This window comes from Mycobacterium sp. GA-2829 (genome assembly GCF_001499965.1).
Taxonomy (GTDB): domain Bacteria; phylum Actinomycetota; class Actinomycetes; order Mycobacteriales; family Mycobacteriaceae; genus Mycobacterium.
Window position 1 is genome coordinate 1 of the sequence record NZ_LQIT01000030.1, and the last position, 18007, is coordinate 18007.

The 18007-nt window shown below is 70.5% G+C and carries 23 protein-coding genes; 1 reads left to right on the top strand and 22 read right to left on the bottom strand.

Annotated elements, in window-relative coordinates; translation table 11 throughout:
• Both AU194_RS18195 and AU194_RS18200 read right to left on the bottom strand, forming a co-directional pair.
• Positions 1–975 (bottom strand): aminotransferase class V-fold PLP-dependent enzyme (locus tag AU194_RS18195; protein WP_059090655.1); only part of this gene is annotated, 975 nt, incomplete at its 3' end.
• The gene (locus AU194_RS18200; protein WP_059090656.1) at positions 972–1289 is read right to left on the bottom strand and encodes a DUF4229 domain-containing protein; all 318 of its coding nucleotides are present in this window, start codon (positions 1287–1289) and stop codon (positions 972–974) included. The genes AU194_RS18200 and AU194_RS18195, both read right to left, overlap by 4 nt.
• Before the next feature lie 48 nt (positions 1290–1337).
• Between AU194_RS18200 and AU194_RS32250 the strand changes: the two genes are divergently transcribed.
• Positions 1338–1502: a hypothetical protein gene (locus AU194_RS32250; protein WP_197417662.1), complete on the top strand. Its 165-nt coding sequence runs from the start codon at positions 1338–1340 to the stop codon at positions 1500–1502.
• Between the two features lie 18 nt (positions 1503–1520).
• On the opposite strand, the gene AU194_RS18205 is transcribed toward AU194_RS32250, so the two are convergent.
• From AU194_RS18205 to AU194_RS18300, 20 genes are all read right to left on the bottom strand, one after another.
• The gene (locus tag AU194_RS18205) at positions 1521–2672 is read right to left on the bottom strand and encodes a MinD/ParA family protein (protein WP_059090657.1); all 1152 of its coding nucleotides are present in this window, start codon (positions 2670–2672) and stop codon (positions 1521–1523) included.
• Positions 2672–3646, bottom strand: a complete 975-nt coding sequence (gene ccsB, locus AU194_RS18210; protein WP_059090658.1) for a c-type cytochrome biogenesis protein CcsB — start codon at positions 3644–3646, stop codon at positions 2672–2674. The genes AU194_RS18205 and ccsB overlap by 1 nt, the downstream gene beginning before the upstream one ends.
• Positions 3643–5238 (bottom strand): cytochrome c biogenesis protein ResB, encoded by a 1596-nt coding sequence (locus AU194_RS18215; RefSeq protein ID WP_059090659.1) that lies wholly within the window; start codon positions 5236–5238, stop codon positions 3643–3645. The genes ccsB and AU194_RS18215 overlap by 4 nt, the downstream gene beginning before the upstream one ends.
• Positions 5238–6017, bottom strand: coding sequence for a cytochrome c biogenesis CcdA family protein (locus AU194_RS18220; protein WP_059090660.1), 780 nt, complete (start codon positions 6015–6017; stop codon positions 5238–5240). Before AU194_RS18220 ends, AU194_RS18215 begins: the two co-directional genes overlap by 1 nt.
• Positions 6014–6583: a TlpA disulfide reductase family protein gene (locus AU194_RS18225; RefSeq protein WP_157576204.1), complete on the bottom strand. Its 570-nt coding sequence runs from the start codon at positions 6581–6583 to the stop codon at positions 6014–6016. Before AU194_RS18225 ends, AU194_RS18220 begins: the two co-directional genes overlap by 4 nt.
• A gap of 32 nt (positions 6584–6615) precedes the next feature.
• A complete protein-coding gene (locus tag AU194_RS18230) occupies positions 6616–7242 on the bottom strand; it encodes a histidine phosphatase family protein (RefSeq protein WP_059090662.1) in 627 nt (208 codons plus the stop codon).
• The gene (gene hemL / locus AU194_RS18235; RefSeq protein WP_059090663.1) at positions 7239–8555 is read right to left on the bottom strand and encodes a glutamate-1-semialdehyde 2,1-aminomutase; all 1317 of its coding nucleotides are present in this window, start codon (positions 8553–8555) and stop codon (positions 7239–7241) included. Before hemL ends, AU194_RS18230 begins: the two co-directional genes overlap by 4 nt.
• Positions 8556–8612: 57 nt before the next feature.
• Positions 8613–9104, bottom strand: a complete 492-nt coding sequence (locus tag AU194_RS18240; protein WP_059090664.1) for a hypothetical protein — start codon at positions 9102–9104, stop codon at positions 8613–8615.
• Between the two features lie 108 nt (positions 9105–9212).
• Positions 9213–9536 (bottom strand): hypothetical protein, encoded by a 324-nt coding sequence (locus AU194_RS18245; protein ID WP_059090665.1) that lies wholly within the window; start codon positions 9534–9536, stop codon positions 9213–9215.
• A gap of 46 nt (positions 9537–9582) precedes the next feature.
• Positions 9583–10167: a TetR/AcrR family transcriptional regulator gene (locus AU194_RS18250; RefSeq protein WP_059090666.1), complete on the bottom strand. Its 585-nt coding sequence runs from the start codon at positions 10165–10167 to the stop codon at positions 9583–9585.
• Entirely contained in the window at positions 10160–11020 is an 861-nt protein-coding gene (locus AU194_RS18255) for an oxygenase MpaB family protein (protein ID WP_059090667.1), read from the bottom strand. The genes AU194_RS18250 and AU194_RS18255 overlap by 8 nt, the downstream gene beginning before the upstream one ends.
• Positions 11021–11084: 64 nt before the next feature.
• Positions 11085–11315: a hypothetical protein gene (locus AU194_RS18260; RefSeq protein WP_059090668.1), complete on the bottom strand. Its 231-nt coding sequence runs from the start codon at positions 11313–11315 to the stop codon at positions 11085–11087.
• Positions 11312–11782, bottom strand: coding sequence for a hypothetical protein (locus AU194_RS18265; RefSeq protein WP_059090669.1), 471 nt, complete (start codon positions 11780–11782; stop codon positions 11312–11314). Before AU194_RS18265 ends, AU194_RS18260 begins: the two co-directional genes overlap by 4 nt.
• A complete protein-coding gene (locus tag AU194_RS18270; RefSeq protein ID WP_059090670.1) occupies positions 11779–12225 on the bottom strand; it encodes a hypothetical protein in 447 nt (148 codons plus the stop codon). Before AU194_RS18270 ends, AU194_RS18265 begins: the two co-directional genes overlap by 4 nt.
• Positions 12226–12237: 12 nt before the next feature.
• Positions 12238–12684: a hypothetical protein gene (locus tag AU194_RS18275; protein WP_369804158.1), complete on the bottom strand. Its 447-nt coding sequence runs from the start codon at positions 12682–12684 to the stop codon at positions 12238–12240.
• The gene (hemB, locus tag AU194_RS18280) at positions 12672–13643 is read right to left on the bottom strand and encodes a porphobilinogen synthase (protein ID WP_082698705.1); all 972 of its coding nucleotides are present in this window, start codon (positions 13641–13643) and stop codon (positions 12672–12674) included. The genes AU194_RS18275 and hemB overlap by 13 nt, the downstream gene beginning before the upstream one ends.
• Positions 13644–13645: 2 nt before the next feature.
• A complete protein-coding gene (locus AU194_RS18285; protein WP_059090672.1) occupies positions 13646–15301 on the bottom strand; it encodes a bifunctional uroporphyrinogen-III C-methyltransferase/uroporphyrinogen-III synthase in 1656 nt (551 codons plus the stop codon).
• Between the two features lie 24 nt (positions 15302–15325).
• Positions 15326–16249 carry a hydroxymethylbilane synthase gene (gene hemC / locus AU194_RS18290; protein ID WP_197417663.1) on the bottom strand — a complete coding sequence of 308 codons (924 nt, stop codon included), beginning with the start codon at positions 16247–16249 and terminating at the stop codon, positions 15326–15328.
• A 24-nt stretch (positions 16250–16273) separates the two neighbouring features.
• A complete protein-coding gene (locus AU194_RS18295; protein ID WP_059090674.1) occupies positions 16274–17617 on the bottom strand; it encodes a glutamyl-tRNA reductase in 1344 nt (447 codons plus the stop codon).
• A gap of 86 nt (positions 17618–17703) precedes the next feature.
• The gene (locus tag AU194_RS18300) at positions 17704–17958 is read right to left on the bottom strand and encodes a glutaredoxin family protein (RefSeq protein ID WP_059090675.1); all 255 of its coding nucleotides are present in this window, start codon (positions 17956–17958) and stop codon (positions 17704–17706) included.
• Positions 17959–18007: the final 49 nt, after the last annotated feature.

Below are 18007 nucleotides of genomic sequence, written 5' to 3' on the forward strand. Positions count from 1 at the left end.
CACCCGCACCGCCCCCGCACGCACCGCCGCGCGGATCCCCGCTTGTTGCAGACGCTCCGCGGCGCCGGAGGCAGGCAGCGACACGATCGCCGACGGGTGCGGTGCCTGACCGAGTTCGGCGCGCAGCCTCTCGGCGAGCCCGACGGTGTGCGCCTCGACCGCCGCCGCGTCCAGCGAGGCCAGCCACGGCAGGGTCAGGCCCGCGCCGAGCACGCTGAACCAGGCCGGTGAGGTGTCGAAGCGGCGGGCGTCGGCGGCCAGCCGCAACGGCAACCCGTAGATCGACTCCCACGGCTGCTCGCCGGCGTACCAGTTCGCGCCGTGCGGGGTCATAGCCGCGGCGGGCCGCGCGCCGACCGACAGGAACGCCGCACCGCGCGGCGCCAGCAGCCACTTGTAGACCGAGGCCACCGTCACGTCGGCCCACCCCAGCTCCAGCCGCTTCCACCCGGCGGCCTGCGTCACGTCGAGGATCGTCCACGTGCCGGTGCCCGCCACCGCGGCCCGCAGCGCCGCCAGATCGAGCACCGCACCGGTCGCCGACTGCGCCACGCTCGCGGTCACGAAGTCGTAATCCGCGGCGGTGGCGACGAGTTCGTCGGCGCTCAGCTCGGTGAGCGTGACGCCGCGGCCGGCCTGCGCGGCGAACGGGAAGGTGGTGCTGGTGAACTCACCGGCCACCGTCGCACCGCGGCTGCCGTCGGGCAGCGCGGCGGCCACCAGACCCAGCGCCGCCGACGCGCTCCCGGCCAGGGCGACCGAGGACACCGGCACCCCGACCAATGCCGCGTATCCGGCGCGGGCGTCGCGCACCGGTTGGTCGAAGTCCTTGGCGTCCAACGTGCCGGCCTGCCACGCCGCGAGGGCGTCGTGCAGCGCACGCACCAGGAACTGCGGGGGCAGCCCGTAGGTCGGTGAGTTGAGAAACCCTGCGGCGCCGGAGAATTCGGCACCGAACGCCTGCCGCGGGGTCATGCCTCGGGGGTCTCGGGCGGCTCTTCCCCGCGCAGCCGGGCCTGCAGTTGCTCACGGTCGCGGCGGCGGCGCTCGTCGAACGCGGCGATACTCGCCGTCGCCCGCTGCCGCAGCGGCGCGAACAGCCAGATGCCCAGCGGCAGTGCGATCACGATCGCGAACAAGATCGCGATGACCAGCGGGAAATCCCGCAACCCGAGCAGATGTCCGACGCCGATGATCACCGCCGCGAGCGCCGCCACCAGCAGCAGCCGGGCCGCCACGTAGACGAGCACATCGACGACCAGACGGGCTCCCTGTCGACCTTCTGACACGCATCCGAGACTACCGACGGCGCGTATCATCGATGCCAGGAGGTTTGTGTGGCGTATTTGCTCCTGATACTCGTTCTGGCCGGACTGGTCTACATCGGCTGGCGGCTCACGCGGGTCAACGCGACCCGGCCGCAGCGCCGGGTGATCGGCCCCGACGACGATCCGGATTTCCTCCGGCGGCTCGGCCAGGACGACAACAACCCGCGGCAGTAACCCGGCGGTATCGACCGGTCAGCCGCGGCTGTCGTGGTGCCCCACGACCGCGCCGGCGAATCCGTCGGCCACCACCCCGGCCAGTTCCAGCAGCGCCTGCCGCGTCGCCGGTTTGAGGCGGTCCAGGTCGATTTCGGCGCCCTCTTCCAGATGCGGATCGAACGGCACCACGGCCACCGCACGGCACCGCCGGGAGAAGTGGTCGGAGACCTTCTGCAGATCCACCTTGCCCGAGCGCGGACGCACCGCGTTGATGACGGCGATCGCATTGGCGACCAGGGCCTGGTGTCCGTGCGCGTCGAGCCAGTCCAGCGTCGCCGACGCACTGCGCGCCCCGTCGACCGACCCGGAACTGATCACCACGAGCACGTCCGCGTGGGCGAGCACCGCCGTCATCGCCGAATGCATCAGCCCGGTGCCGCAGTCGGTGAGCACCAGGCTGTAGAAGCGTTCGAGCACCGCCAGCGTGCGGGTGTAGTCGTCGGAGCTGAACGCCTCCGACACCGCGGGATCGGTCTCCGAGGCCAGCACCTCCAGCCGGCTCGGCCCCTGTGAGGTGTAGGCGCGCACATCGCTGTAGCGCTCGATGCCCTCGGCGTCGCGCAGCAGATGACGCACCGTCGCCGTCGTCTCCAGCGGCACCTTCTGGCTCAACGTGCCCCGATCGGGGTTGGCGTCGACGGCCACCACCCGGTCACCGCGGATCGACGCGAACGTCGCGCCCAGCGTCGCGGTGATCGTGGTTTTGCCGACGCCGCCCTTCAACGACAGCACCGCGATGCGGTAGCAGCCGCCCAGCGGTTGTTTGACGCGGGTGACCAGGCTGTCGTGCTGGGCGGCGTTCGGGCTGTCGCCGATGTTGACGAGTTTGAACGTCGCGAGGTACAGCCAGCGGCGCCAACCGTGCGACGGCGCGGGCTTACCGAGCAGCGCGACCGTCGAGAGGTCCTCGTACGGCGTCGGGGGCACCGGTAGCGGTTGGGACACCGGCTGCGGATCCGGGACCGGCGGCGGCGGCGGTGCGGAAGGCCCCGCTGCGGTGGGGTCGACGACCGGGATACCGGTCGGCGGGGTCGGGTCGGACCACTCCGGCGGCGCCTGGGGCTCGTCGGCCGCGGGGTCGCGGAACCGTCGTTGCGCCCGGAAGCCACCCGCCGAGTGGTCCCCCATCAGCCGACTCCGGCGTAGGAGTGCAGGCCGACGGTGACCAGGTTGATGAAGAACAGGTTGAACACCATCGCGACGAACCCGGCGACGTTGATCCAGGCGGCCTTGCGGTCGCGCCAGCCCGCGGTGGACCGGGCGTGCAGGTAGGCGGCGTAGACCACCCACGCGATGAACGACACCGTCTCCTTGGGGTCCCAGCCCCAGTAGCGGCCCCACGCCTCCTCGGCCCAGATGGCGCCGAAGATGACGCCGAACCCGAATACCGGGAACGCGAAGATCGTCGTGCGGTACGCGATGCGGTCGAGGGTCTGCGCGTCCGGCAGCCGCTGCACGACCCGCGCGAACAGTCCGTCGCTGGTGGTCTGGCCGAACCGCGACATCTTGAGCAGGAACAGGATGCTCGCGACGCCGCCGACGAGGAACACCCCGGAGCCGAGGCTGACGACGGAGACGTGAATGGGCAGCCAGTAGGACTGCAGTGCCGGCATCACGGGGGCGGCGTGCGAGTACAGCCAGCGGCCGGAGACGGTCAGCAGGATGAGCACCGGGAGGAGGACGAACACCCACAGCGACCGGTACTGCGGTTTGCGCAGCACCACGGCCGCCGCGACCAGACCGCAGAACGACGTCAGGTTGATGAACTCGTACATGTTGCCCCACGGCACCCGCGAGGTGGACAGTCCGCGCAGCACGATGCATCCGAGCAGCAACGCGATGCCGAGGTAGACCATCGCGATGCCTGCCGAGCCGATGCGCTCGTCGAAGGGACGGCGCGGGACGTCGGAGACGATGCCCGGGCCCGCGCTGTCGGCGCCGACGGACGCGCCGACGAGTTCCCGCTCGGCGACCTTGCGGCTGCGGGTGTACGCCAGCTCGACGGCCAACAGCAGCAGTGCGACGACGAGCACCAGCACCGACGAGGTGAACGCCCAGTCGGAGTACCGCGCCAGGCCGAGGTCGATGTCGGGACTGTTCATGTGACTCTCTCTTTCGACACGGCGTCGGTCGCCGCGTCGGGGTGGTCGGCCAGCAGCCGCACCGTCAACCGCTCGAACTCCTCGCCCCACCCGGAGTTGTCGGTGCGGGCCAGCCCGCCGAATTCGACGCCAACGGTACCCGGCCCGGCGGGGGTGATCCGAACCCAGACCCGGCGGCGCCGCACGATCAGCGAGATCAGCAGGCCCGCCATCATCGTCATCGCGAACACCAGCACCCAGATCTGGGCGGGATCGTGCGACACCTGCACGTTGACGAACGGGACCGCACCGTCGAACCGGATCACCGTGCCGTCGTCGAGGCGGGTCTCCGCCCCGGCGTCGAGGTTCACGCGGGCTTCGCGGGTGAGCCTGCCCTGCCCGATGAGCCGCTCGTCGAGGGAGAAGATGTTCTGCGGGCGGCCGGAGTCCAGGCCGGTGTCGCCGCGGTAGATGTCGACGGCGACGGCGGGATCGCGCATCTCCGGGAAGCGCGACGACAACAGGCTGCCGTGCAGCAACTTCGTCGGCGCGAACAACCCCTGGATGGCGATCTGGTTCTTGCGGCGTTCGTCGGCGTCGGGGTAGGTGCCCGCGGGCGGGTCGAACCGCATCACACCCGACGACAGGAACGTCAGTTGATCATCGGGCCGCCACTGCAGCGTCTGGGTGCGCGTCTGCCCGTCGGGGAACGTGACGGTGAACGTGGGTGCGTAGCCGTGGCCCTGCAGGTAAACCCGATCCCCGCCGACCCGCAGCGGTTCGTTGACCTTGAGCTGGTAGGGCCGCCACGTCCCGGTGCTCAGATCGTCGCCGGCCTGGTAGTTGATGTCCGCCGAGAACGACGTGGCCTGACCGTTGTCGAGGTAGTCGGCGTTGAACCGGTCGACCTTGAGGCAGATCGGGTACAGCGACGTGCCGTCGACGGTGTTGCCCGCCCGGAACGAGTCGAACGCCGCGGGTGAGGCCGAGCAGAAGCCGGGGCCGCCGTCGGCGATGACGATGACGTTGCCCTCGTAGCCGAACAGCTTGCCCGCGGCGATCGCCACGAGCAGGCCGAGCAGCGAGAAGTGGAAGACGATATTGCCGAACTCGCGCAGATAGCCCTTCTCGGCCGAGATCTCGGTTGAGTCGCCCTCATGTCGCGTGACCTTCCGCCACCCCTTGAGGTGGGCGCTGATCGAGTCCGCCACCTGCTGCGGCTCCCCCGCGACGCGGGCGGTGTGGTGTTTGGGCAGCCGGCCGAGGTTGCGTGGGGCGGGTACCGGGACCGCGCGCAGGCTCTTGACGTGTTCGACGAGCCGCGGCGTCAGACAGCCGACCAGCGAGATGAACAGCAGGACGTAGATCGCGGTGAACCAGAAGCTGGAGAACACGTCGAAGGCCTGCAGCCGGTCCAGCCACGGGCCCAGCGTCGGGTGTTCGGCGAGGTATTCGGCGACCTTGGTCTCGTTGAGGCTGCGCTGCGGCAGCAGGGCGCCGGGGATCGCCGCGAGCGCCAGCAGGAACAGCAGCACCAGCGCGGTGCCCATCGAGGTCAGGGTCCGCCAGGTGTTGCGCGCCCAGGAGATGGGGCGGGCGAGCGGTCCGCGCATCAGATCGGCAGCCTGACGTCGCTGACGAACGCGTCGCGCACCCACGACACGAAGTCGTTCCACAACCCGGTCACCAGGGCGACGCCCACGATGAGCAGCAGCACGCCCCCGATGATCTGGATGGTGCGGGTGTGGCGGCGCAGCCAGCCCAGCCCCTGCACCGCGCGCGCCGACCCGAAGGCCAGCAGCACGAACGGGATGCCGAGCCCCAGGCAGTAGGCGATGACGAGCGCGACGCCGCGGGCCACGCTGGCCCCGTCGGTGGCCGAGGCGACGGTGATGACGCCGGTCAGCGTCGGGCCCAGGCACGGGGTCCAGCCCAGCGCGAACACCGCGCCGAGCAGCGGGGCGCCCGCGACCGTGGACAGCTGGCGCGGCGTGAACCGGGCCTGCCGCTGCAGGGCGGGGATCAGCCCGACGAACACCAGGCCCATGATGATCGTGACCACGCCGCCGATGCGTTGCAGCAGCAGCTGGTTGGTGATCAGCGTCGTCGTCATCCCGAGGACGGCGACCGTGCCGAGCAGGAACACGGCGGTGAAGCCCGCGACGAACAGCGCGGCCGCCCCGGCCACCTTCAGCCGCCGGGTGCGGACCGCCACAGCGCCGGACGCGTCGGCCTCGGGGTCGACGCCGACGACCGCGGCCAGATACGACAGGTAGCCCGGCACCAGCGGCACCACGCACGGCGACGCGAACGACACCAGCCCGGCCAGCAGGCACACCCCCAGCGCCAGCACGACCGGCCCGGCCGCGGCGACCTCGGCGAACCCGGTCACGACTGCTGTCCTTGTGCGGGCTCTGCGGCGAGGCGTTCGACGACCGGCTGCAGATCCTCGGCGAGCAGCTCGCGCAGGAACACCGCCGCCACCCGGTGCTCGCGGTCCAGGACGACCGTCGACGGGATGACCGTCGTGGGGTACCGGCCGCCGAAGGCGATCATCGTGCGCATCGGCGGGTCGTAGATCGACGGGAACGTGATGCCGCGGTCCCGGATGAAGTCGACGGCCGCGTCGCGGTTGTTGTCACGCACGTCGATGCCGAGGAACGCGACCCCGTCGGCGCGGGTCGCCTCGTACACCTGCTGCAGTTGGCCGATCTCGGTGCGGCACGGCGCACACCACTGACCCCACACGTTGACCACCACGACCTGACCCGCGAAATCGTCGAGCGACAGCGTCTTGGCCGGGTCGAGCAGGTCGGGGCCCGACAGCGCGCCGGGTTTACCGCGATCGGCGGGCGGGTCGTAGAAGATGTCGGTCTTGCCGCCGGGGGCGACGAATTCGAAGGTGCCGCCCTGCGCAACGGCGTCGTCACCGGTGGAGCAGCCGGCGAGCGTGACCATCGCCACGCTTGCCAGCACGATCCACCAGCGCCTCACTGTCCGGCCAGCTCCGCGTAACCCCAGCCGACATAGGTGTCGCCGTGGAAGTAGAACGAGGTGACCGAGGCGAGGTTGCACAGCCGTCGGGTCGGGAAGTGGTGCAACGGGTGTCCGATCGTCGCGCGGCGCAGCGTCTCCACCGGCAGCTGATGGCTGACGCAGACGGCCTCGTGGCCCGCGGCCTTCTCCCGCGCCCGGTGCAGCGCCCGCGTCATCCGCGCGGCGATGTCGGCGTAGGGCTCCCCCCACGACGGGGTGCGCGGATTGCGCAGGTGGCGCCAGTTGATCGGGTTGCGGAGTGCACCGTCGCCCGGGGAGACCTTCTTGCCCTGGAAGACGTTGAGGGATTCGATCAGTTCGTCGTCGGTGTCGATCGACAGCCCGTGCGCCGCGGCGATCGGCCCCGCGGTCTCCTGCGCGCGTTCCAGCGGGGAGGCGACGACGTAGAGGATGTCGCGGTCGGCGAGCCAGGCGGCGACGGCCTCGGCCTGGGCGCGGCCGCGGTCGGAGAGGTGGTAGTCGGGCAGGCGGCCGTAGAGGATGCCCTCGGGGTTGTGCACCTCGCCGTGCCGCATGACATGGACGATGGTCTTCACCGGCTCGGGTTTCTCAGAGCTCATGCGGGTTTCGTCGCTTCCGCGGCGGCGCGCGCGGCGCCGGGGGGGGCGGCGGCGATGCGGTCGAACGCCTCGTCGTCGAGGGCGGCCGAGACGAACCACGCCTCGAACGCGCTCGGCGGCGGGTAGATGCCCGCCTCCAGCAGCGCGTGGAAGAACGGGGCGAACCGCCATGTCTCGCTGGCCCGTGCGGTCGCGAAATCGGTGACCGGTTCGGCGGAGAAGAACACCGACAGCATGTTGCCGCCGCGCTGCACCCGGTGGGTGACCCCGGCGTCGGTGAGGGCGTCGCTGAGCAGCCCGGACAACCGGTCGGCGTTCTTGTCGAGCGCGGCGTACACCGCGTCGTCGGCGGTGCGCAGCGTGGCCAGCCCGGCGGCCATCGCGACGGGGTTCCCGGACAGTGTGCCGGCCTGGTAGACGGGCCCCAGCGGCGCGAGGCGTTCCATCACCTCGGCCCGGCCGCCGAACGCGGCGGCGGGCAGCCCGCCGCTCATCACCTTGCCGAACGTGAACAGGTCGCCGTCGACGGGATCGAGGCCGTACCAGCCGGAGCGGCTGACCCGGAAGCCGGTCATCACCTCGTCGAGGATCAGCAGCGCGCCATGGTTGGCGGTGATGCGGCGCAGTGCCGCGTTGAACCCCTCCGCGGGCGGGACCGCACCCATGTTGCCGGGGCTGGCCTCGGTGATGACGGCGGCGATCTGGTCGCCGACCTCGGCGAACACCTCTTCCACCGCGTCCACGTCGTTGTAGGGCAGCACGATGGTGTCGGCGGTGGCCGCACCCGTCACGCCCGGCGACGACGGCAGTCCCAGCGTGGCGACCCCGGAGCCGGCGTCGGCGAGCAGCGCATCGCTGTGCCCGTGGTAGCAGCCGGAGAACTTGACGATCTTGGGGCGGCCGGTGAAACCGCGGGCCAGGCGGATCGCGCTCATCGTGGCCTCGGTGCCGGAGTTGACCATTCGCAACCGCTCGACCGGCGCGATGCGGGAGATGATCTCGGCGGCGAGTTCGGTCTCCGAGGGCGTCGGCGCGCCGAAGGACAGCCCGTCGGCCGCGACACGCTGCACCGCCTCCACCACCGCCGGGTGGGCGTGGCCGAGGATCATCGGACCCCACGAGCAGACGAGGTCGACGTAGCGGTTGCCGTCGGCGTCGGTCAGCCAGTAGCCGTTGGCCGCGGTGATGAAGCGAGGCGTACCGCCGACGGCGTTGAACGCCCGGACCGGGGAATTGACCCCGCCGGGGATGACAGCGCACGCATCGGCGAACAGCCGCGCCGAGGTCTCGGTCGCGGTGTGGTCAGCACCCATGCCCACCAGTGTCCCAGCCGCGTCGAACGCGTCAACTACAGGGTGTAGTGGTAGCGCTCACGGCAGTCGGCCCTGCCAGCGCAGCGCGTCGCCGACGCCCTGGGTCAGCACGGCCGCGGGCATTACGCGCAGCCGGTACGGGCTCAGGCGCAGGACCGCGAAGTCCTCGGAGGTGGGTCCGCTGCTCCACTGCGGGATGATGTGCGGGTCGTAGCCGACCGGGGCGGGCCCGTTGGCGAACTTGTCCCAGACCGCGGCGCGGGTGTCGTCGTCGGTGTACCACTCGACGAGGCAGTCCGCGCTGCAGGTGTCATGGCTGGGTGCCCAGTAGTTCAGCGACATCTCGGGGTGCGCGGCCAGGTGCACGCGTTTGATCGGCGACGGCACGGTGGCGATCCAGCCGAACAGGTCCGTTCCGTCCCACTCCCAGATCGGGTGCAGCACCCGGCTTCTCGGGCGGCAGTTGGTGTCGACGGTGGCCGCCGAGGCCCACACGATCGAGTGCGCCATCTCGACGAACGCCGGTGCGACGATGTCCAGAGTGTTCACCCAGCCACCCTAGGCACGGCAGCAGGCCGTGACGGCGCTCTGACGCCAAACTGAAACCACGCAGCGTCCGACTCGTACTTTCCCTGCGTGGTTTCCGTCTCGCGGCGGTCAGGATTCGGAGCCGGCCTTCTCCTCGGCATTCTGGCCGCCCTGGGCTTCCTGGCCCTCCTCCGGCCCGTCCTTGCCGAACTTCGGATCGCCGTTCTCGTCGACCCAGTCATTGACCGCGGTGCCCGCAACTGTGCCGCCGGTTCCCGGCATCACGATCGTCGGCCGCTCCTCCTCGTACTCCTTGCGCATCTCCTTGGCCGCCGCGCGGTGCTCGTCGGTGATCTCGGGCTTCTCGGTGATCTTGGCGTCAGGGTCGTCAGCCACCTTCTGCGAGGCGTTGGCCTCGGCCCCGGTCTGTTCTGCGTTGTCGTCGCTGCTCATGCGGTAACGACTAACCGAATGTGTGATCCGCAAAACAGAAGCCGGGTTACGCCGGGACAGCTCTCAGTGCGGCGGGCAGGCTGGGCAGGAAGTGCTGGCGGGCGAATGCGCGCAGCTCGTCGGCGGTGTCGAGCGGTTGCACGCTCGGCAGCAGCAGCGCCATCGCGGCGTAGCGCAGGATGACGTCGGCCAGTTCGTTGACCGCCGCTGGGCCGATCCGTTCGGCGAAGCCCGCCGGGAAGATCACCCGCAGCGCCTCGGCCATCCGCTCGACCGCGGCCGACCAGTGCCGGTGCGCCAACTCGAGCACGAAGCCGGAGTCCTCGGCGAGCATGCCGTTGAGGATGCGGTGCCCGCGGAACTTGAGGATCGAGAGCGTGAACGCCTCGACGTAGTAATTCGCTTGCGGCCCGGACTGTTTGAGCTCCTGAGCGATGTCGGCGAACAGCGCGCCGTTCTCCCGCTCCACCACCGCGGCCACCAGCTCGTCGCGGTTGGCGAACCGGCGGTAGATCGTGGTGCGGCTGACGCCGGCCCGGCGCGCCACGTCGTCGAGCGCGACGCGGCGGAAACCGTGCCGTTCGAACTCGACGACCGCGGCGTCGAGGATCGCCTCCAGCCGGTCAGGCACGGGCGTAGCCCTTCTGCGCGTACTTGTTGTACCGCACGCTCATCGGCAGCCGGTCCCACAGCCAGTTCACCGGCCGCGTCCGCCACAGCGCCGCGAAACGCTGGTAGCGCCGCTCCTGACGCTCGCTCCACGGCAGCCCCAGCAGGCGCCGGGCCTGCGGGGGCAGGCCGCCGGTGGTGAGGAACGCCGCGAGCGGGTCGAATCCCACCGACACGACCCGCCACACCAGCGGATGCACACCCTTCGGGCACGGGAAGCCCTTGGTCACGTACCCGACCCCGTACTTGGCGGTCTGGTGGGCGATGACGACCTCGTCGAGCATGCGCTCCCAGTACCGCTCGAAGTCGGCGTAGGTCGCCGGCATCGGCCGGTCGCTGACGCCGTAGCGGCGGTACCAGGTCTTCGACTCGAGGTAGATCTGCTCCTTCTCGGCGTCCGAAAGCTTCTTGACGAACGTGTCGGCGAAGTAGAGGACCTGTTCGACGAACGTGGCGTGCGCCCAGAAGTATGTCTCCGGATCGAGTGCGTGGTAGCGCGACCCGTCAGGCATTTCACCCTTGATGTCGTGGTGGAAGTCGCGGACGTTGAAGCCTTCGTTGTCGTCGTCGGAGCCGTAGACGGTCATGAAGATCGGCGGTAGCGACCGCTTCACGCGGGCGGCGGTGTCGCTGAAGAACACCGAATGGTCCAGCACACCCTGTCCGAGCTGGGCGAGCATGTTCTGCAGCACGGCGGGCCGCGGACCGATCAGGTACATGCGGTTGTCGCCGAAGTACTTCCAGACCAGGGACTGCGGTCCCAGCGGCAGGGCGTCGTCGAGGACCTCGGTGTTGTTCTGCGCCAGCTCCGTCATACCGAACAGTGTTACAGATTCTGTACTTTGTACCACCAGGTCAGTGACGAACGTCACCCCCTGCTCAGCGCCGCCGCAGCCGCGCCACGCCCACGACGACGAGCACCCCCGCCACCGCCGCGAGCAGCAGGGCCAATGCGAGCAGCGGCGCCGAATAGACCGTCACCGCGGTCTCGGGTTCGCCCTCCAGCAGCGGCGCCGCGGTCGCGGGCCGGCTCGCGGCCGCCCAGCTCGCGACGCATCCGACGGCCGCGGCCACCGCCAGCACCAGTTCGACCAGGGCGCGTGCCCTCACGGCACCCGTTCCTCCACGAGCCGGGTGAGCTCCTCGCGTAGCACCGCATGCCGTCGCGCCCACGCCTGCGCGGTGCGGCTGCCGTCCAGCTTGAGCCCGATCCCGGTGCGTCCGCGCGGAACGCCGGTCAGCTCGCCCAGCGCGCGTGCGGACTGCCATTTCGGCACCTCGCTGCCGGTCGCAGGCGGATACACCGCGACGATCTCGGAGATCTTGGTGACCTCGGCGCCCTGCCGCAGGGTCTCAGGGGTCAGCTCGACCGACGTGTGGATCCGCGCGGCCTTCACCTGGATGGAGAGGAACCCCGACACCAGCACCAGGAACAGCACCGGCACCAGCGGCTTGAGCCCGTAACCCGCGGACATCTGGATCGCCAGCATCGCCCCGCCCGCCGCGGGTCCGGCGAGCAGCCACCACCAGCTGGCGCCGGGTTCGTAGAACAACCGCTCCTGCGACGGGTCGGTCATCGCACCTCATTCCGGTCGAACCAGGGCGCCGCACTCCTGCGGGTGAGCAGCACCGCCCCCACCGCGATCGGCACCAGCGCCAGCAGCGTGATGGGCTGACCAACTCGGGCGCCGGCGGCCAGCAGTACGAGCACCACCGCGATCGCCAGCGCCAGACCCACCGTCACCCGGCGGAACCTCTCGTCACCGCGGCGCGCCCGGCTGGCGACGAACGCCAGCCCCGCACCAGCGACGATCGAACCGGCGCCCACCCCGCGGTACACGGTCAGATACTGGCTCACCTGGTCGTTGGTCATCTCCTCGGACAGCGCCGAGCGGGCGGTTTCAAAGGCGACGGTGACGGCGAGCAGACCGCCGAAGATGAGCAGGACGGCCCCGCCGATCAAAGTCCAGAACGCGATGTCGACGACGCGCGGCCGCGACGGTGTTGGCGAAGCGGTCATGGTCGGGTCAGCCTAGCGGGTGAAGAAGGCGTTGGAGTCCTTGCGGTGCAGCAGGAAGATGCCGCCGGCGATGAGCACCGAACCGATGATCGCGGTGACCGCGTAGCCGAAAGCCGCCACCGCCGACTCCCGTTCGACCGTGAACAGGTTGGTGACGGTGTAGGCCACCGAACCGAACCCGCCCGCGGTCAACAGCGTGCGCGTCCAGCGGTAGCCCTGCCGCAACAGGATGAGGAAGGTCAGCACGATCGCGGCGACCGCGACGACGATCATCACCGCCATGCCCTTGAGGAACAGCGACGAACCGGCGACCGGGACCATCAGGTTGTCGATCAGGTAGCCGATCACCATCAGTGGCAGCGCGGCGACCCACAGCCAGAATCCGGTGTCGACGTCGGCGGGGCGGGTGGGCGGCGGCCCGGCGGGCCGCAACGGGCCGGGTGCGGTCACGCCAGCCAACCGGCGGCCTCGGCCGCCCAGTAGGTCAACACGATGTCCGCACCGGCCCGGCGGATGCCGACCAGCGCTTCGAGTGCCGAGGCCTGCAGGTCGATCCAGCCGTTGGCGGCGGCGGCGCTGATCATCGCGTACTCACCGGAGATCTGGTACGCGGCGACTGGAACCGGCGAGATGTCCGCACACGCGCGCACCACGTCGAGGTAGGACATCGCGGGTTTCACCATCACCATGTCGGCGCCCTCGGCGATGTCGAGTTCGATCTCGCGGACCGCCTCGCGGGCGTTGCCGCTGTCCTGCTGGTAGGTCCGCCGGTCGCCCTGCAGGCTGGAGCCGACGGCTTCGCGGAACGGGCCGTAGAACGCGGAGGCGAATTTCGCCGCGTACGCCAGGATCGCGACGTCGGTGTGGCCGGCGCCGTCGAGGCCGTCGCGGATCGCGGCCACCTGACCGTCCATCATCCCGCTCGGCGCCACCACGTGGGCGCCCGACTGCGCTTGCGCGACAGCGAGTTTCACGTACTGCTGATTGGTCGCGTCGTTGTCCACCCGGCCCCGGTCGTCGAGCACACCGCAGTGCCCGTGATCGGTGAACTCGTCGAGGCAGGTGTCGGCCATGATCACGGTGTCGTCGCCGAGATCCTTGGCCAGATCCCGCAACGCGACGTTGAGAATGCCGTCCGCGTCGATACCGATCGATCCGCGCGGATCCTTGTCCTCGTCGCGGGGCACGCCGAACAGCATCAGCCCGCCCACGCCCGCGGCCACCGCATCGGCGGCCGCGCGGCGCAGCGAATCACGGGTGTGCTGCACGACGCCCGGCATCGAGGAGATCGGCCGCGGTTCGTCGATGCCGTCGGCGACGAACATCGGCAACACCAGATGCCTTGGCTCCAGGGACGTTTCCGCGACCAACCGGCGCATGGCCGGTGTCGAACGCAACCTGCGGGGACGCTGACGCATGATCAGCGGCGGCGGCTCTTCTTGCGCGGCGGGGGCAGCGCACCCTCGGCGCGCAGCCGGGCGGCGTGCTCGGCGAGCGCCTCCACCAGCGGACCGACGGCGGCGACCTCGGGCTGCACGTCGACGCGCAGCCCGAATTCTGCCGCGGTCTCGGCGGTTTTCGGCCCGATGCAGGCGACGATCGTGCGGGCGTGCGGCTTACCGGCGATGCCGACCAGGTTGCGCACCGTCGAGCTCGAGGTGAAGCAGACGGCGTCGAACCCGCCGGTCTTGATCATCTCGCGCGTCGCGGCCGGCGGCGGGGCGGCCCGCACGGTCCGGTAGGCGGTGACATCCTCGATCTCCCAACCGCGTTCGCGCAGCCCCTCGGCCAGCGTCTCAGTGGCGATGTCGGCGCGCGGCAGCAGCACCCGGTTCACCGGATCGAAGATGTCGTCGTACGGCGGGAACTCATCAAGCAAGCCGAGAGACGATTGCTCCCCCGTCGGCACCAGTTCGGGGTTGATGCCGAATGCGCGCACCTTCTCGGCGGTCGCCTGACCGACACAGGCGATCTTCACGCCGGAGAACGCGCGGGCGTCGAGCCCGAACTCGTTGAACTTCTCCCACACCGCACGCACCGCGTTGGTGGAGGTGAAGACGACCCACTGGAAGCGGCCGTCGACCAGACCCTTGACCGCGCGTTCCATCTGCGCGGGGCTGCGCGGCGGTTCGACGGCGATGGTCGGCACCTCGATCGGCAGCGCACCGTGGCCGACGAGCTTCTCGCTCATCTCCCCGGCCTGGTCCTTGGTCCGCGGCACCAGCACGGTCCAGCCGTACAGCGCCCGGCTCTCCCACCAGTTCAGGCGGGCCCGGTTGGACACCGTGCGGCCGAGCGTCACCACGAGCGGTCCGGCCAGCGGTGCGGCGGGCGCGCCGGTGGGGTCCGGTGCGGTCAGCACGGCCTTGTCGATCAGGCCCGACAGCGTCGTCTCGACCGAACGCTGCTGGCAGGTGGTGCCGCTGGCGGTCACGACGGCGGGGGTGGTCTCGGCCAGCCCGTACTCGATCAGCGTGCGCGCGGCATCGGGCAGATGCGATGCGGTGGCGTGCAGGATCAGCGGACCCGGCGCCGCGGCGATCGCGGCCCAGTCCACGTCACCGCGCACGTCGGCGACGGTGTGGGTGGAGCCCAGCGGCAGCCCGGCGTAGGTCGGGACCGCGGTGGTGTCCGGCAGGCCGGGGACGAGTTCGAAGTTGGCGTGGCTCTTGGCCAGCGCGTTGACCTCGGCGATGACGGCGTCGACGGACAGCGGGTCGCCGGCCACGAGCCGGACCACGTCCACCCCGTGCTTGGCCTCGGCGGCCAGCGTCTTGGCCACCTCGGCCGGATCGCCCAGCGCGGGCCGGATGTCCGGACCGCCGGGGATCGTCGAACCCGCATCGTCGGTGCCGTCGGCCTCGGCCGGCTCCGGTCCCGACGGCGGGGGTAGGTGCGCCCCGACCAGGGACAGCACCGCCTCGGGAACGTCCGGGTCGGTGAACACCAGCGCGGCGTTGACGAGCACACTGTGTGCCCGTGTGGTCAGCAGGCCGGGGTCGCCCGGCCCCGAACCCACGAAGGTGATGCGGCCGGGCTTCATCTTGCGCCCGCGCCCGCTCTCCTGCCGAGTCATCTGTCGCTCACTCCGCTCTACAGCTCAGTGGTGATCCGCTATGAGCTCACGCGCACCCAGTTCGAACAGTTCCGCGGCCACCGAGACCCCGAGGTCTGCGGCCTGGCCGGGAGTTCCGATCCCAGACGCACGGATCACATCGGATCCGTCCAGCGCCGCCACGCACCCGCGAAGCGACACCTCTTCGAAGACGTTGCCGTCCTCATCGATAGACTCGACCACCTCGGCGATCGCGCCCACCGGTGCGGAGCAACCCGCCTCCAGTTCGGCGAGCAGGACCCGTTCAGCGGTGACCGCCGCGCGCGTGTCGGAGTCGTCCAACTCCGCCAGCAGCGCGAGCAGTGCGGTGTCGCCTGCGCGGCACTCGACCGCGAGGGCGCCCTGAGCCGGCGCTGGCAACATCTGCACCGGTTCGAGGGTCTCGGTGACATCGCTGAGCCGTCCGATGCGGGCCAACCCCGCACGGGCGACCACGATGGCGTCGAGCTCACCACTGCCGACCCTGTTCAACCTGGTATCTAGGTTGCCTCTTAGGGGGCGGATTTCCAAACCGAGACCCAGTGCTCTAAGCTGTGCCGCCCGTCGCGGGCTCGAGGTGCCGATCGTGGAGCCGGCGGGCAACTCTCCCAGCACCAATCCGTCCCGCGCGACCAGCGCGTCCCTGGGGTCCTCACGACGGGGGATCGCGGCGATCGCGAACCGTTCGTCGGAGGCGGTCGGCAAATCCTTGTACGAGTGCACCGCGGCGTCGACGCGGCCGTCGGCGATCGCCTCGCGCAGGGCGGCGGTGAACACCCCCACGCCAATGTCGGCGATGGGGCCCTGGTTGCGGTCCCCCTCGGTGGAGATGAAGACGAGTTCGGCGGGGTGCCCCTTGGCGACGAGGGCGTCGCGGATGGTGCCTGCCTGCGTCCTCGCGAGCAGGCTGGCCCGGGTGCCGATCCGGATGGGCGTGTCGGCGTTGTTCAAGCGTTACTCGGACTTGTCGAGTTCGATGGGGAGCAAGGGCAGTTCGCCGGCGGCCACCGCGTCGACGGCCTGCTGGTCGAGCTCGAAGAGCTCGCGCAGCGCCTCGGCGTAGCTGTCGCCGCCGGGTGCGCTGGCCAGTTGTTTGACGCGCACGGTGGGTGCGTGCAGCAGTTTGTCGACCACCCGGCGCACCGTCTTGGCGACCTCGGCCCGGTGGGCGGCGTCGAGTTCGGGCAACCGGTTGTCCAGGCGCAGCAACTCCGCCTCGACCACGTCGGCGGCCCGCTGGCGCAGCGCGGTGACGGTCGGGGTGACCTCGGCCATCCGCTGGCCGGCGAGGTAGTTCGCGACTTCGGCGGCCACGATCGCCCGGGCCGCGTCGGCGTCGCAGGCCGCGGCACGCGCCGACGGTTCGCGCAGGATGCGCTCCATGTCGATGACGTAGACGCCCGGCAGCCCGGCGATGGCCGGTTCCACGTCGCGGGGCATCCCGAGGTCGCAGATGATCAGCTGGCGGTGTTCGGGGCGCCCGGTCAGGCCGCGGTGCGCGTCGGCCAGCGACACCACCGGCCGCACCGCCCCGGTCGAGGAGATGACCACGTCGGCGTCGGCCAGCGCGTGGGCGATGTCGTCGAGGCTGTGCGCGTGGGCGGCCACCCCCTGCTCGAGGAGGCTGTGGGCGAGCCTGCGGGCGCGCGGCAGCGACCGGTTCACCACGTGGACGCGTTCGATCCCGGCGCGGACGAGGTGTTTGGCCGAGAGCGCACCCATGGATCCGGCGCCGATCACGACGGCGGTGCGCCCGGCCAGCGAGCCGAGTTTGGCCTCGGCGATGGCGAGGGCGACGGAGACGACCGAGGCGCCCGCGGCGTCGATCCCGGTCTCGGAGTGCACGCGTTTGCCGACCGACAGCGCGCGCTGCGACAGCTCGTGCAGTGTCCGGCCGACGGTGTGGTTGGCCTCGGCGGAGGCGTAGGCGCGGCGCACCTGCCCGAGCACCTGCTGCTCGCCGACGACCGCGGAGTCCAACCCGCTCGCGACGGCGAACAGGTGCTCGACGGCGGCCTCGGCGTACCGCACGTAGGCGTATTTGGTGAGATCGTTGAGCGACATGCCGCAGTGTTCGGCGAGTACCTGCCCGATCACGGACAGCCCGCCGTGAAAGGCGTCGACAACGGCGTAGACCTCGACGCGGTTGCAGGTCGACAGCACCATCGCCTCTGTGACCAGCGACGACTGCAGGACCTGATCGACGATCTTGGCCTGGTCGGATTCGTCGGTGCTCAACTGCTCGAGGACCGATACCGGGGCACTGCGGTGCGAAACCCCGAACAGCAGCACGCTCATGGCTTCATCACCACGTCATCCACGGTAATCGTTCACAGTTGCGCCGACCAAATTTCACTTAGTCAGATTAGTCACCCAGTGCCGGATCACGTCCGGAGATCGGCCAACAGCCGCGGTTCGTCGACCTCCCAGTAGCTGTGCTCGGCGCCGTCGAGCAGCACGACCGGCAGCCGGTCGCCGTATTCGGCCCGCAGCGCGGTGTCGCCCGCGGCCGCGGCAGCGTCGACGTCGGTGACGGTCAGCTCGAAGCCCAGCTCGGCCCGCAGCTGTGCGAGCCGCTCGGCGGCCTGTTCGCACACCGCGCACCCGGCCCGGGTCAGCAACTCGATGGCGTGATCCACGCCGCAAGTATCCGCTGCCGGTGTTCGCCCGCGGTGTCCTAGGGTTGAG

Coding starts and splice junctions, on each gene's coding strand:
- AU194_RS18205 (WP_059090657.1), bottom strand. CDS start 2,672: ATGGGGGACCACTCGGCGGGTGGCTTCCGGGCGCAACGACGGTTCCGC.
- ccsB (WP_059090658.1), bottom strand. CDS start 3,646: ATGAACAGTCCCGACATCGACCTCGGCCTGGCGCGGTACTCCGACTGG.
- AU194_RS18215 (WP_059090659.1), bottom strand. CDS start 5,238: ATGCGCGGACCGCTCGCCCGCCCCATCTCCTGGGCGCGCAACACCTGG.
- AU194_RS18225 (WP_157576204.1), bottom strand. CDS start 6,583: ATGGTCACGCTCGCCGGCTGCTCCACCGGTGACGACGCCGTTGCGCAG.
- AU194_RS18230 (WP_059090662.1), bottom strand. CDS start 7,242: ATGAGCTCTGAGAAACCCGAGCCGGTGAAGACCATCGTCCATGTCATG.
- hemL (WP_059090663.1), bottom strand. CDS start 8,555: ATGGGTGCTGACCACACCGCGACCGAGACCTCGGCGCGGCTGTTCGCC.
- AU194_RS18245 (WP_059090665.1), bottom strand. CDS start 9,536: ATGAGCAGCGACGACAACGCAGAACAGACCGGGGCCGAGGCCAACGCC.
- AU194_RS18255 (WP_059090667.1), bottom strand. CDS start 11,020: ATGACGGAGCTGGCGCAGAACAACACCGAGGTCCTCGACGACGCCCTG.
- AU194_RS18265 (WP_059090669.1), bottom strand. CDS start 11,782: ATGACCGACCCGTCGCAGGAGCGGTTGTTCTACGAACCCGGCGCCAGC.
- AU194_RS18270 (WP_059090670.1), bottom strand. CDS start 12,225: ATGACCGCTTCGCCAACACCGTCGCGGCCGCGCGTCGTCGACATCGCG.
- hemB (WP_082698705.1), bottom strand. CDS start 13,643: ATGCGTCAGCGTCCCCGCAGGTTGCGTTCGACACCGGCCATGCGCCGG.
- AU194_RS18285 (WP_059090672.1), bottom strand. CDS start 15,301: ATGACTCGGCAGGAGAGCGGGCGCGGGCGCAAGATGAAGCCCGGCCGC.
- AU194_RS18295 (WP_059090674.1), bottom strand. CDS start 17,617: ATGAGCGTGCTGCTGTTCGGGGTTTCGCACCGCAGTGCCCCGGTATCG.